13 protein-coding genes are annotated in these 12,365 nt (G+C 63.8%); 6 read left to right on the plus strand and 7 right to left on the minus strand.

Features of this window, described 5'->3' with window-relative positions; genetic code table 11:
- Positions 1-109 precede the first annotated feature (109 nt).
- The 4 genes from DM374_RS28930 to DM374_RS28945 all read right to left on the minus strand — a co-directional run bounded on the left by DM374_RS28930 (position 110) and on the right by DM374_RS28945 (position 2,407).
- Positions 110-838 (minus strand): anti-sigma factor, encoded by a 729-nt coding sequence (locus tag DM374_RS28930; RefSeq protein ID WP_110972979.1) that lies wholly within the window; start codon positions 836-838, stop codon positions 110-112.
- On the minus strand, positions 835-1,368 hold the full coding sequence (locus tag DM374_RS28935) for a sigma-70 family RNA polymerase sigma factor (RefSeq protein ID WP_110972980.1): 534 nt from the start codon (positions 1,366-1,368) through the stop codon (positions 835-837). The genes DM374_RS28930 and DM374_RS28935 overlap by 4 nt, the downstream gene beginning before the upstream one ends.
- Positions 1,369-1,434: 66 nt before the next feature.
- Positions 1,435-1,974 (minus strand): DUF3455 domain-containing protein, encoded by a 540-nt coding sequence (locus DM374_RS28940; RefSeq protein ID WP_110972981.1) that lies wholly within the window; start codon positions 1,972-1,974, stop codon positions 1,435-1,437.
- 145 nt (positions 1,975-2,119) lie between these two features.
- Positions 2,120-2,407: a hypothetical protein gene (locus DM374_RS28945; RefSeq protein WP_110972982.1), complete on the minus strand. Its 288-nt coding sequence runs from the start codon at positions 2,405-2,407 to the stop codon at positions 2,120-2,122.
- A 178-nt stretch (positions 2,408-2,585) separates the two neighbouring features.
- Here DM374_RS28945 and DM374_RS28950 point away from each other — a divergent pair, with 178 nt between their 5' ends.
- A complete protein-coding gene (locus DM374_RS28950; protein WP_110972983.1) occupies positions 2,586-3,026 on the plus strand; it encodes a hypothetical protein in 441 nt (146 codons plus the stop codon).
- A gap of 60 nt (positions 3,027-3,086) precedes the next feature.
- Here DM374_RS28950 and ppnN read toward each other — a convergent pair whose 3' ends face one another.
- On the minus strand, positions 3,087-4,460 hold the full coding sequence (ppnN, locus tag DM374_RS28955) for a nucleotide 5'-monophosphate nucleosidase PpnN (protein WP_110972989.1): 1,374 nt from the start codon (positions 4,458-4,460) through the stop codon (positions 3,087-3,089).
- Positions 4,461-4,633: 173 nt separating this feature from the next.
- The gene (locus DM374_RS28960; protein ID WP_110972984.1) at positions 4,634-5,842 is read right to left on the minus strand and encodes a Bcr/CflA family multidrug efflux MFS transporter; all 1,209 of its coding nucleotides are present in this window, start codon (positions 5,840-5,842) and stop codon (positions 4,634-4,636) included.
- Between the two features lie 186 nt (positions 5,843-6,028).
- On the opposite strand from DM374_RS28960, the gene DM374_RS28965 reads away from it, so the two are divergent.
- From DM374_RS28965 to DM374_RS28975, 3 genes are all read left to right on the plus strand, one after another.
- A complete protein-coding gene (locus DM374_RS28965) occupies positions 6,029-7,285 on the plus strand; it encodes an OprD family porin (RefSeq protein ID WP_110972990.1) in 1,257 nt (418 codons plus the stop codon).
- A gap of 190 nt (positions 7,286-7,475) precedes the next feature.
- Positions 7,476-8,678, plus strand: a complete 1,203-nt coding sequence (locus DM374_RS28970; protein ID WP_110972985.1) for an MFS transporter — start codon at positions 7,476-7,478, stop codon at positions 8,676-8,678.
- A gap of 90 nt (positions 8,679-8,768) precedes the next feature.
- Positions 8,769-9,317 carry a cupin domain-containing protein gene (locus DM374_RS28975; protein ID WP_095159837.1) on the plus strand — a complete coding sequence of 183 codons (549 nt, stop codon included), beginning with the start codon at positions 8,769-8,771 and terminating at the stop codon, positions 9,315-9,317.
- 46 nt (positions 9,318-9,363) lie between these two features.
- Here DM374_RS28975 and DM374_RS28980 read toward each other — a convergent pair whose 3' ends face one another.
- Complete coding sequence (locus DM374_RS28980; RefSeq protein WP_110972986.1) at positions 9,364-10,854, minus strand: DASS family sodium-coupled anion symporter; 1,491 nt, start codon at positions 10,852-10,854, stop codon at positions 9,364-9,366.
- A gap of 463 nt (positions 10,855-11,317) precedes the next feature.
- On the opposite strand from DM374_RS28980, the gene DM374_RS28985 reads away from it, so the two are divergent.
- Together DM374_RS28985 and DM374_RS28990 are read left to right on the plus strand one after the other, a co-directional pair.
- Positions 11,318-11,650, plus strand: a complete 333-nt coding sequence (locus DM374_RS28985) for a hypothetical protein (protein WP_110972987.1) — start codon at positions 11,318-11,320, stop codon at positions 11,648-11,650.
- Positions 11,651-11,760: 110 nt separating this feature from the next.
- The gene (locus tag DM374_RS28990; RefSeq protein ID WP_110972988.1) at positions 11,761-12,180 is read left to right on the plus strand and encodes a group II truncated hemoglobin; all 420 of its coding nucleotides are present in this window, start codon (positions 11,761-11,763) and stop codon (positions 12,178-12,180) included.
- Positions 12,181-12,365: the final 185 nt, after the last annotated feature.

Raw genomic sequence — 12,365 nt, forward strand, 5'->3', positions numbered from 1 at the left:
GGAGATGGAAAGATTGCCCGGCAGTCTGAGGAAATCTGACCGCCAGCTCAAATTCAAAAAAGTGCTGTTTCAGTGCATTTTTTTTGCAGTGTCACAAAATGGTGCGAAATCAGAGCACCTTCACTGCCCTGCCGATGAACTGAACCGGCCCGCTAGGCTTGCCGCTGGCCGAGCCGGTCGGGCTCTCCAGGGTCAACTCGAAAAGCTGGTTGTCCTGCAACGGCGGCAAGGCATCCAGCGGCACTTCCACGGTTTGCCCCGGCGCAATCAGACCCAGTGACACCGGGCCGCTCCAGCCATCGGCCTTGGTCCAGAATTCCAGCGCCTTGTCCGCGGGCACTTCGGCCATGCCCAACGGAATCAGTTGCACGGTGCGGTGATTGCTCGCCTGCACGACCCAGCCGGGCGATTTGTCCTGCGGCGCGACCAGCACCACCAGATAGGTCGGCGTCGCCGCTGGCGGTTCGCGCACCAGCAACACCGCCAGCAACAGACTGGCCGCCAGACCCGCCACCGACGCCCAGCGCCAGGGTGTCGGGCGCTGCCACCAGCGCTCGGGACGGGCGACGGACAGCGATGACGGCAGATCGCCAACGCTGCGCTCGATGCGTTGCCACAGGTACGTGGACGGTGTCTGAGCCGGAGCCTGCGCTTGTAACGACTGCAAGCGGTGCTCCCAGGCATCGACCGCTTCACGCAACGGCACATCGTGTTCCAGACGTCGGGCAACAGCCTGACGCTGGTCGAACGGCAGCGTGCCGAGAACATATTCAGCGGCCAGGGCGTCACTGTCGTCGGGGCTTGATTCGCTGCTGTCGTCGAGGTCGCCGGTCGTCATCCCATGCACTCGCGCAAGGCAGCCAGGCTGCGTTTGACCCAGGCCTTCACCGTGCCCAGTGGCGCCCCGAACGTGCGGGCGATCTCGGCGTGGGAAAAGCCATCGACATACGCGTGGACCAGGCAGGCCCGGCGTACAGGTTCCAATTGCTCCAGACAAGCGGCCATGCGTCCGCTGCGCAGCGGGCCGTCCACCTCGACGGCGCTGTCGTCCGGGTCAGGCTCATCGCCCAGCGGCACATCCCGCTCCCGGCGACGGAGAAAGTCCAGCGCCAGGTGCCGGGTGATGCTGAACATCCAGCCACGGGCACTGCCGCGTGCCGGATCGAAGGTGGCGGCGCGGGTCCAGATGCGGATAAAGGCGTCGTGCACCACGTCTTCGGCCAGGGCGGTGTCCTTGAGCAGACGCCGGGCAACGCCCAGCAGCCGCGCGCCCTCCTCTTCGTACAAGCGCTGCAGCGCCTGGCGGTCGCCGCGTGCGCAGGCCGCCAGGTGGGCTTCATGGTCGAACGAGGACAGAGGTAAGGTCACAGGGCTTGCCGTCGACGAGTGGTTACCGCTAGCAGCGTAGACCACCGTCGAACAGGCAACCGTGGCTTAGCGGGCGGTCCAGAAAATATAGTCCGCCTGATAACTCACCTTCTCCTGCTTGCCCTTGTCGGCTGTCGTGCAGGCGCTACCCGGCGCCACACCACCCTTGAGCGCCACACGCTGGATGTAGGTCACGCCGTTCATGGCGCCGGCACCTTCAGCCGGGTTGGCCTTGACCAGTTGGTACGGCAGGTTGCCCGGGCTGGAAGGTGCGACCGCCAACTGAGTGCCGGTGACTTTAGAGCCGTCCTTCGCCTGCCAGGTGGCGGGCGGGCCGAAGTAGTCGCCGATGGCCTTGCCGCTGCGGTCATTGAGCACGGCCTTGGGGCCGACGAAGGTCCATTCGGTCTGCCCGGGCTTGTCGGCCTTGTCGCGGCATTCGTAGGTGATTTCGCCGACGCCGACGGTTTCCAGCGCGACCTTGTGGCCGTCCGGCACCTTGATGCTGTCGGGCAGCGCGCTGGCGGCGTGAGCAGCGGAACCGAGCAGGAGGCTGGACGCGGCAAGCGCAGCGGCGGCCAGGGCGAAGCGGGATTGGCGGTTCATAAGGCGTGACTCCAGTCAGGATGATCGGTCAGGCAGCATGAGGCTGCTGTCTGAACTACCTGGCAGAACGCCAATTGGATGCACGCGGATGAAAAAATAATCGCGGAACCTGTCCGCGATTATTCGGGTGATGCCTGGACCGTGCTTACAGGCCCAGTTCGTCGGGGGTCAGCATGTCCGACTCGAAGGCGATCCAGCCGTATTCCAGCTCGGCATGACCGTTGACGATTTCGCCGTAGTAGGTCAGGCCGTTATCGAGGGTCACGCAGACATGGGTGGGGTTCTCGGGAGCCGCCAGGGCGCCGTTGAAATGCACCTTCTTCAGCGTTTCCGTCACCGCCTCGAGGGAGATTTGCACGCCGGCGTTCTCGACAGCCTCGACGTCATCGCGCTGTTCGGCGCTGATGGTTACGGTGGCGGTGTATTTCTTCATGCTGAAAGTGCTCCATGAGCGGAATAAACGGCCGCACAGGATAAGCCAGGATGGCCGCAAAAGCCCGTGTCCCGACGTGCGGGCCGGTTCCTGCGGCATCGCCAGCCATCACGAAACCAAGCACGCCGCTGCCCGCGCTGGTATCGTGCCGGGCTGAATGACTGCATGCCGTAAGGAGATGACCTTGAGTGCCGAAGCCAAATTGACCGGTGACCTGTTCGACGTCGACAAACGCCTGAACCTGAAGCCCGTGCTGGACTTCAACACCTACCTGAACAACGCCTTCGGCGACGGCAAATGCACCTGCGCCCGCTGCAAGGAAAGCGCGAACGACGAAAGCGCTTACGCCTTCGCCCACAGCTTCGAATTCAACGGTATTCCGCTGCATCGGCGTTTTGCCACGACCACCGCGGCCGACGTGCTGGGCGTGCTGAAAAAAGCCTGGCTGTCGTACCACAAGGAAGAGTTGCCTGGCGGCACCCTCGATCTTGAGAACCTCAAGACCTTCGTCGAAGCGCGCCTGCAGGTCCGCCTGAAGCCGCTGTTGCTGGCCAGCGGGCTGGTGAAGGAACAGGAAGATGGCAGCCTGCTGTTGCTGGCTGACGGGGACTTCATCTGAATCCTTGAAAAACGCCATCGCTGGCAGGCGCAACGCCGCCAGCGATGAGGTTTCAGCAGATCAGGCTACAACCCGATAACACGGCACATACGCCGCGCCACCCGGCAGCTTCATCCGATGCTGCTCGACAAACGCCTGCAACAGCCGATCCAGCGGCTGCATGATCGCCGCATCACCGTGAATCTCGTACGGTCCATGCTCTTCGATCAGGCGGATGCCCTTGTCCTTGACGTTGCCGGCGACGATGCCGGAGAACGCCCGACGCAGATTGGCCGCCAGCTCATGCGGCGGCAAGTCGAGGCGCAGTTGCAGGCTGGCCATGTTGGCGTGGGTCGGATCGAACGGACGCTGGAAACCCTCCTCGATTTTCAACAGCCAGTTGAAGTGGAACGCGTCGTTGCGCTCGCGGCGGAACAGCTTCACCGCCTTGAGGCTCTCGGTCATCTGCCGGGCGACCTGCGCCGGGTCGTCGATGATGATCTCGTACAGCCCCTGCGCCGCTTCGCCGAGGGTGGCGCCGACAAAGTCGTTCAACTGTTGCAGGTACGGTTCGGCACTGCGCGGCCCGGTGAGGATGACCGGGAACGGCAGTTCACGGTTGTCCGGGTGCATGAGGATGCCCAGCAGGTAGAGGAATTCCTCGGCGGTGCCGGCGCCGCCGGGGAAGATGATGATGCCGTGGCCGACCCGGACGAAGGCTTCCAGGCGTTTCTCGATGTCCGGCAGGATCACCAGCTCATTGACGATCGGGTTCGGTGCCTCGGCGGCGATGATCCCCGGCTCGGTCAGGCCCAGGTAGCGGCCGCTGCTCATGCGCTGCTTGGCATGGGCGATGGTGGCGCCTTTCATCGGCCCCTTCATCACGCCAGGGCCGCAGCCGGTGCAGATGTCCAGCTTGCGCAAGCCCAGTTCGTGGCCGACCTTCTTGGTGTACTGGTATTCCTCGCTGCTGATGGAGTGACCACCCCAGCACACCACCAGCTTGGGCTCGACGCCCGAACGCAGGGTGCGCGCGTTGCGCAGCAACTGGAACACGTAGTCGGTAATGCCCTGGGAGTTTTCCAGATCGATCTTCAGGCGGTCCAGCTCGCTCTCGGTGTAGACGATGTCGCGCAGGGCGCAGAAGAGCATCTCACGGGTGCTGGCAATCATTTCGCCATCGACGAAGGCATCCGCCGGGGCATTGAGCAGTTCCAGGCGGACGCCGCGGTCCTGCTGATGAATACGAACCTCGAAGTCCTTGTAGGCATCGAGGATGGTCTTGGCATTGTCGACATGGGCGCCGGTATTGAGGATGGCCAGGGCGCACTGGCGGAAAAGGGTGTAGATACTGCCCGAGCCGGCCTGGCTCAATTGTTGGACTTCACGTTGGGAAAGCGTCTCCAGACTCCCTTTCGGGGCGACCGAAGCATTGATTACCTGTCTTTGGGCCATGCTGAATTCCATGCTGTTCGGTGCCTGCGAACGACTGTGGCACCGCTGTTGTGAACGCCGCACGCGCGGGTCTCGCACCTGTTTGTAACAGGTGGCCGGGCTTGTAGCAAACGGCCCGGCTTCACTGAGTATGGACGCTTGCGACGACAGAGCACGGCTTCTTCACACAGCCATCAGGGCGCCTGCGTCAAGGCTTGCGCCTTGCTTCGCACGGCAATGGCGGCAAAACACACCAGGCAACCAAAGCCCGCAGCCGCCAGCGCCAGGCACATCGGTGCCGGTGTGCCGTCAGCCAGGGCACTGACCACAGCGCTGAACGCCGCGCCGAGGGCGAACTGGCAAGCCACCGCCAACCCCGCCGCCGCGCCGGCCTGACGCGGGTACAACGCCAGCAGGCTGGCGACGCAATTGGCGCCCATCAGGCCGGTGATACTCACGTAGACGATCACCCCTGCCACGATCGCCACCAGCCCGCCCCAACCGCTGAGGCCGATCGCCAGCAACCACAGCGCCGCGACACCGCCCAGCGCCGCCCCTGCCGACAACATCCGCAACGGCCCGACGCGGCTGACCATCCGCGCGTTGATCAGGGTGACGACGATGATCCCCACCACGTTCAAGCCGAACAGCCAGGCGTAGCCGCTCGGCGATACACCGAAGTACTCCATGTACACGAAGGGCGACGCGGTGATGAACGCGAACATCCCGCCAAACGCCAGGCCCATGCAGAGGATGTAAGCCAGCGCCACAGGCTGCCGGGCGATCTGCCAGTAAGCGCTGAAGGCTTTGGCCAGTGAGTCGCCGCGCATGTCCGGGGCATGGGTTTCGCCGATCTTCCAGGCCGAGGTGCCCAGGCATAGCGTGGCGAACACCAGCAGGCCGAAAAACACCGTGCGCCAGCCATTGATCTCCATCAGCAGGCTGCCCAGCAACGGCGCCACCAGGGTCGCGAGCATGGTCACCAGGTGCATCAGTGACAACACCCGCGCCGCCTCGCTGAGGGCAAACAGGTCACGCACGATGGCCCGCGCCAGCACCGCAGCCGCCGCACCGCCGAGGGCCTGGAAAAAGCGCCAGACCACCAGTTGCTCCACGGAGCTGGCGAACATGCAGCCCACCGTCGCCACCAGGTACAGCACCATGCCACCCAGCAACAGCGGGCGCCGACCGTAGCGATCCGACAGCGGTCCGTAGACCAGCATGCCCAGACACAGGCCGGCGAGGAACAGGCTGATGGTCAGTTGCACACTGGCGGCATCGGCGCCCAGGTCGCTGGCGATCATCGGCAGGCTGGGCAGGTAGGTGTCGATGGACAGCGGCGCGAACGCCACCAGCGCGGCGAGCAGGACGATCAGCCGGGCCGGATTGGCAGTGTGGGTCATCGGGACTCCGAAATCAGGAAAGGAAACGGCATAACGTTAATATCTTAATTTTATTCGCGAGCGCAGCAAAAGGACTTTATCGGTAGAAAGATAATATGTTAACTATACGTCAAGCCCGCGACCCAGGGCCCGGCCGTACAACGCCATAACGAACGCACCAAAACAAAAACAAAAGGTATGAAGTCCATGTCCCTCCCCCGTCGCCTCACTGCGGCCAGCGCTGGCCTGTGCGCCGCGCTCGCCCCGTACCTCGCCCACGCCGATTTCATCAAGGACAGCAAAGGCAGCCTGGAAGCACGCAATTTCTATTTCAGCCGCGATTTCCGCCAGAGCAACGCGCCGCAAAGCCAGGCCCGGGAATGGGCCCAGGGCTTCATTCTGCGTATGGAGTCAGGCTTTACCGAAGGCACTGTCGGCTTTGGCCTCGACGCCCTCGGCGAGCTGGGCGTGAAGCTCGACTCCAGCCGTGACCGCCGTGGCACCGGCCTGCTGCCCTACGGCGCCAGCCAGGAGCCGGTGGACGATTTCAGCGAACTGGGCCTGACCGCCAAGGCGCGCATCAGCAAGACCACCCTCAAGCTCGGCACCCTGCAACCGATGCTGCCGGTCGCGGCAATCAACGACGTGCGCCTGCTGCCCTCGACCTACACCGGCGGCTTGGTCACCTCCCAGGACATCGACGGCCTGACCTTCAACATCGGCCGCCTGGAAAAGCAGAACCTGCGCGACTCCTCCAGCAACGACGAGATGAGCTACGCCGGCGTCGAGAGCAGCCACCTGGACCTGACGGGCGGTACCTATGCCCTGACCCCGCGCCTGGCGGTGAGCTACTACTACGCGCAGATGCAGGACATCTACCGCCAGCACTACGCCGGCCTGGTGCACGACCTGCCGCTGGCCGACGGCATCAACCTGCGCAGCGACCTGCGTTACTTCGACACCCGAGAAACCGGCAATGACGCCTTGCGCTCGGCGCGCCGGGTGGATGGTGGCAAGATCGACAACCGCTTCTTCAACGGCATGCTGACCCTCGGCGTGGGCGCGCACAAATTCGGCCTGGGTTACCAGAACCTCTCCGGTGACGGCGATTTCGCCTACCCGGGACTGGACCCGTACTCGGTCAACCTGGTCACGGTGAACGTCTTCACCAAGGCCGAGACCGACGCCTGGCAAGCGCGCTACGACTACAACTTCGCTGCCTTCGGCCTGCCCGGCCTGAGCTTCATGACCCGCTACGTCAACGGCAAGAACATCGAGACCGCGACGGTCAGTGGCGGCAAGGAATGGGAACGCGACACCGATATCGCCTACGTGGTGCAGGACGGTCCGCTGAAGAACTTCAGCGTGCGCCTGCGCAATGCGACCTTCCGCTCCAGCGGCGGGCTGACCAGCGACATCGATGAAAACCGGCTGATCCTCGGGTACACCGTGGCGCTGTGGTGAGGGAAGAAAAAACGTAAATACGGGTTTTATCTTCAAGATTCACAGCAGGCCGGGGCACAATGGCCCACCGTTCGGGCCTCATCGCTGGCAAGCCAGCTCCCACAGGGACCGCATAAACTGGCCCTTGTGGGATCTGGTTTGCCAGCGATGAGGCCCTGGAAGACACCACAACACCAGCCCCGGACTGCTTATGACCACCGCCCAGGTTCCCCCTGCGCAGCACACCGCCTTCGATATCCGCCCCCTGCTCTTCGCCCATATGGCCTGCACCATCGCCATGATGGCCTTCGTCTCGCTGATCGGCCCGATCGCTCGCGTGCTCGACCTCGCCCCCTGGCAGGCAGGCGCGGCGATGACGGTGTCCGGGGTGATCTGGATGCTCCTCGCCCGCCCCTGGGGCCGCGCCAGCGACCGCTATGGCCGTCGCCGAATCCTGCTGCTCGGCGCCGGCGGTTTCACCCTCGCCTACTGGGCCCTGTGCCTGTTCATCGACGGCGCGCTGCGCTGGCTGCCACCCGCCTCGATCGCGTTCGCCGGCATGGTCATCGGCCGCGGCGCCATCGGTGCGTTCTACGCCGCCCTGCCGGTGGGCAGCAACGCGCTGATCGCCGATAACGTCGCGCCGCAGAACCGCGCCAAAGCCATGGCGTCCCTCGGCGCCGCCAACGCCGTCGGCCTGGTGCTCGGCCCGGCCCTCGCCGCCCTGCTCGCCCGCCACAGCCTCAGCCTGCCGATGTACGCCATGGCAATCCTGCCGCTGCTGGCCCTGCTGGTCCTGCGGTTCAAGCTCAAGCGCCAGGAGTTGCATCTGGCCCAGGCCCCGCGCAGCGTGCGGATGACCGACCCGCGCCTGCGTCGACCGCTGGTGGTGGCCTTCGTCGCCATGCTCTGCGTGTCTCTGGCGCAAATCACCGTCGGTTTCTTCGCCCTTGATTGCCTGGGCCTCGAACCCGGCGACGCGGCGCAGGCCGCTGGCATCGCCTTGACCATGGTCGGCGTGGCACTGATCTGCTCGCAATTGCTGGTGCGCAAGCTGCAATGGCCGCCGCTGCGGATGATCCGCGTCGGCGCCAGCATCTCGGCCCTGGGCTTTATCGCCAGCGCCTTCGCCACAAGCAGCCTGGTGCTGGCGCTCGGTTTCTTCGTCTGCGCGGCGGGCATGGGCTGGGTGTTCCCAGCCTTCGCCGCGCTGGCGGCGAACGCCGTGGACGCCTCTGAACAAGGCGCCACCGCCGGCTCCGTCGGCGCCGTACAGGGCTTCGGCGTGGTGATCGGTCCGCTGGCCGGAACCTTGATCTACAGCCTCGATCCGCGCCTGCCGTACCTGGTCGCCGCCGTGCTGTTGCTGCTGGTGGGACTGTGGTCGACCTCACGTGCCCCGGTACACGTCTGAAACCCGCACGATCCGCCGTTCACCGCTCGGGCACAGGCTGCCCGAGTGTGCTTTAATGCGTCGCCCATTATTTTTGACACCAAGGCGGCTATGGACACGGGGACACGACTCAGACTGGTGCGTGAACGCAACAAGCTCTCCCAACGCGAACTGGCCCGGCGCAGTGGCCTGACCAACTCGACCATTTCACAGATCGAACAGAATCGCGTCAGCCCCTCTGTCAGTTCCTTGAAGAAGCTGCTCGAAGGCATCCCCATGTCCCTGGCGGAGTTCTTCAGCTTCGACGAGCCGCCGCGACAAGAACGCTTCGTCTTCCGCGCCACCGAACAGCCCGACCTGGGCAGTTCCGGCCTGCGCCTGCTGCTGGTTGGCGCCAGCGTCGAAGGCCGGCAGATGCGCATGTTGCGCGAGCTGTACGCCCCCGGCGCCGACTCCGGTGAAGAGTTGATCGTCCACGCCGAAGGCGAGGAATGCGGCCTGGTCACCCGGGGCACCATTGAACTGCGGGTCGACGGTCAGGTGAGCATCCTCAACACCGGCGACGGTTATTACTTCCCGACCACCCTGCCCCACAGCTTCAAGAACATCGGCCAGGATGAGGCCGAGATCATTAGCGCCAACACCCCGGCGAACTTCTGATCCACCACGGCGGTATCGCGAGGCCCCTCGCGATACCGCCGCAGGCTCACATCCAGCCCAGCCAGTGCCACCAGGTGGCAGCAAACACCAGCATCAGCAAATAACCGGCCACGGTCACCACCAACCCGACCCGGGCGAACTGCCGTGCGTTGAAGGTTTCGGTGCCAAGGCACACCATGTTCTGCGGTGCATTGATCGGCAGGATAAAGCCGTAGCTGACTACGAAGCCCAGGGCCATGGTCATGCCCAGCCGACTGAAGTCACCCGGCAAGGTCTGCAGCACCGCGATCAGGATCGGCAACAGCGCCGAGGTCAACGCCGTGGCGCTGGCGAAGCCCAGGTGGATCACGATCAGGAACGCCCCGAGAATCGCAAACACACCCAACGTACCCAGCTGATCCAGCCCGGTATGGGCGACCACCTGCGCGCCAAGCCATTGCCCGGCGTGGGTACTGAGCAAGGTGGTACCGAGGCTGATACCTACGCCGAAAACGATCACCGTGCCCCACGGAATCCGTGCCTGCACGTCCTTCCAGGTCATCACGCCGAAGCGCGGCAACAGCAACAGCACCAGGCCGGCATAGGTAGTGGATGTAGTGTCGAACGCGTGCAGTTTGCCCTCGGTGGCCCAGGCCAGCAGCAGGGCCAGCGAGACGCCGAGCAGACGCTTCTGCGCCCCGCTCATCGGCCCCAGCGCCGCCAGTTGCTCGGCGACTGCGGCCTTGCCGCCGGGAATGCTGTCGGTCTCCGGAGGCAGCATTTTCAGCACCAGCACAATCAGCAACAGCGACATCAGCACCGCCCAGGGTGCGCCGGCTATCAGCCAGTCGATCCATGACACCCGGGCGCCGAGCATCTTGTCCATGAAGCCGACGGTCAGCAGGTTCTGCGCCGCGGCGGTCTGGATACCGATGTTCCAGATGCTGGTGCCCTGGGCGACGATGATCATGATCCCGGCGGCGATGTTGGAGCGCTTGTCCACGCCGAACGCGGCGATCACCCCCATCATGATCGGCACCACACAGGCACTGCGCGCGGTAGCGCTGGGCACTACCAGGCTGAGAAGAATGGTCACCACCACCGCGCCCAGCAGAATGCGCCGGGTGCTGACGCCGATGCGGTCAAGGGTCACCAGGGCGATGCGCCGGTCCAGCCCGGTATGGGTCATCGCTGCGGCGAGGAACAGCGCACCCACCACCAGGGCCAGCGCCGGGTTGGAGAAACCGGTCAGGGCCATGCTCACCGCCGCCGACGAGCCGTAGGTGACGGTGGGGTCAGCCAAGGTCGGCGCGGTGCCGAGGAGAAACGCCAGCAGCGAAGTGATCATGATCGCACTGGCTTCGTAGGACACCGCCTCGGTTATCCAGATCACCACGGCGAACGCCAGGATCGCCAACACCCGCTGCCCCGCTACCGGCAAGTCGGCCGGCAACGGCAAGAACAGCACGGCCACCAGCGCGACGATGCCGACCAGCAAGCCGACGGGCAGCCCCGGCCTGGCGCCGGTGGTTGAAGGAGAAGTACTTGTCTGGCTCATGAACGCCTCGCTGACTGCAGAAAACCCGGCAAGCGCTCTAGCACGGCGCTTACCCCTGATTCTGATGATCCTCCCCACGTGCCCGGAAAAAACTGACCCGGATCAAACCCGCCCGACATTGCCGCAGGTGTCTGCAACGGGTTTTGTAGGGCAATCCAACAGAGCACTACATAAACGCCCAAGGTGTAGGAAAAGTATTTTGTAGTGCTAAGAAAAAATCACTACAAAACCTGTTGACGCCATTCGTCGCCCTCTGCATGATGAGCCCATCTCCCCGATCGGGAGTGCTGGCAAGGGTGTTCCAGACGGTCTGAGCAGTTTTCGGGTCGTCCGTGGAGAGGGACTGTCCAAAAGGCAGAGTGAAGAAAGCCCCTGTTGCAATGCTGCGGTAGCAGCCTTGGTAGTGCGCTACATGAGTAGCGCCAGATAGACAAAAACCACTGACGGGTTAATGGGGGCTTTAATGATGAACTTGAACGAAAAACCGACCATCGAAGAATTGGCCAAACTGTTCGCAGCGCGTAAAGACAGCCTCGACAGCCACATTCTCTGGGTTTGCGATGCCGGCGAAGTGCATATCGACAGCCTGTCGCCTTACACCGCCGAAGACGAATTCGAAGAGCGCAAGCCGAATATGCGCGCCCGGCTGAAGATGTACCGCCGCGGCCAGGGCTACGTCGGCAAGAAGGCCGCCGCCGACACCCAGTACGTCGGTCGTGTGTTGCAGACCCTGCAACAAGAGTGGCCAACGCTGCGTGAAACTCAGGGCGTGCAGATTATCGACCGCCTCTGCTGAGTCACCGCGTCAATTGAGCCCGGCCCGCAATGGCCGGGCTTTTTCATGCCCGGTATCAAAGTTTGTCGCGTGATTCTGGCTAAAATGCGGCTTTTCCCCGGAGTACCCGCATGACCCGTCCTGCTTTCGGCACCGCGGATGCGTCCTACCAGGCAGCCGGCGGCTTCGACGGCCTGCGCCGCTTGGTGGATGACTTCTACGACATCATGGACCAGGACCCGAGCGCGCAGTCCGTCAGGCACATGCACGCCGATGACCTGAGCCTGTCCCGCGACAAGCTGACGTGTTTTCTCAGTGGCTGGCTCGGCGGTCCGCGCCTGTTCGCCGAGCGCTACGGCCCGATCGGCCTGCCCTCCTTTCATGCGCAGTGGCCGATGGACGAGGGGCACGCCCGGATCTGGCTCGATTGCATGGAGCAAGCCATCGCTCGACAGGACTACTCAGCAGACTTCGCCGAGTATCTGCTGATCCAATTGCGGGTTCCGGCCGGGCGTATCGTCCAGGCCAGCCGTGCGCGGCACGGGCACTGACAAGGATCTTCAGAGCATCAATACTCTGCGTCCCATATAAAAAGGCGCTTCACGGAATTCTTGGGGATTTTGGCTTGGGCTGGGACTTGGGGGCTGTGAGCTTATCCATTCGATATGGCGAGGCTGCCGGCCCCTTCCGCCCTTACGGCGGCCGACTTTTTTCTTGGAAAAAGTAGGCAAAACCG

Source organism: Pseudomonas huaxiensis (assembly GCF_003231275.1).
In the GTDB taxonomy this organism is placed as follows: Bacteria; Pseudomonadota; Gammaproteobacteria; order Pseudomonadales; family Pseudomonadaceae; genus Aquipseudomonas; species Aquipseudomonas huaxiensis.

What these genes read in the sequence shown, in the direction of transcription:
- DM374_RS28980 (WP_110972986.1), bottom strand. Translation starts at nt 10,854, where the DNA reads ATGAGCCAGACAAGTACTTCTCCTTCAACCACCGGCGCCAGGCCGGGG.
- DM374_RS28985 (WP_110972987.1), top strand. Translation starts at nt 11,318, where the DNA reads ATGATGAACTTGAACGAAAAACCGACCATCGAAGAATTGGCCAAACTG.
- DM374_RS28965 (WP_110972990.1), top strand. Translation starts at nt 6,029, where the DNA reads ATGTCCCTCCCCCGTCGCCTCACTGCGGCCAGCGCTGGCCTGTGCGCC.
- DM374_RS28970 (WP_110972985.1), top strand. Translation starts at nt 7,476, where the DNA reads ATGACCACCGCCCAGGTTCCCCCTGCGCAGCACACCGCCTTCGATATC.
- DM374_RS28930 (WP_110972979.1), bottom strand. Translation starts at nt 838, where the DNA reads ATGACGACCGGCGACCTCGACGACAGCAGCGAATCAAGCCCCGACGAC.
- DM374_RS28940 (WP_110972981.1), bottom strand. Translation starts at nt 1,974, where the DNA reads ATGAACCGCCAATCCCGCTTCGCCCTGGCCGCCGCTGCGCTTGCCGCG.
- DM374_RS28945 (WP_110972982.1), bottom strand. Translation starts at nt 2,407, where the DNA reads ATGAAGAAATACACCGCCACCGTAACCATCAGCGCCGAACAGCGCGAT.
- DM374_RS28950 (WP_110972983.1), top strand. Translation starts at nt 2,586, where the DNA reads ATGACCTTGAGTGCCGAAGCCAAATTGACCGGTGACCTGTTCGACGTC.
- DM374_RS28990 (WP_110972988.1), top strand. Translation starts at nt 11,761, where the DNA reads ATGACCCGTCCTGCTTTCGGCACCGCGGATGCGTCCTACCAGGCAGCC.
- ppnN (WP_110972989.1), bottom strand. Translation starts at nt 4,460, where the DNA reads ATGGCCCAAAGACAGGTAATCAATGCTTCGGTCGCCCCGAAAGGGAGT.
- DM374_RS28960 (WP_110972984.1), bottom strand. Translation starts at nt 5,842, where the DNA reads ATGACCCACACTGCCAATCCGGCCCGGCTGATCGTCCTGCTCGCCGCG.
- DM374_RS28975 (WP_095159837.1), top strand. Translation starts at nt 8,769, where the DNA reads ATGGACACGGGGACACGACTCAGACTGGTGCGTGAACGCAACAAGCTC.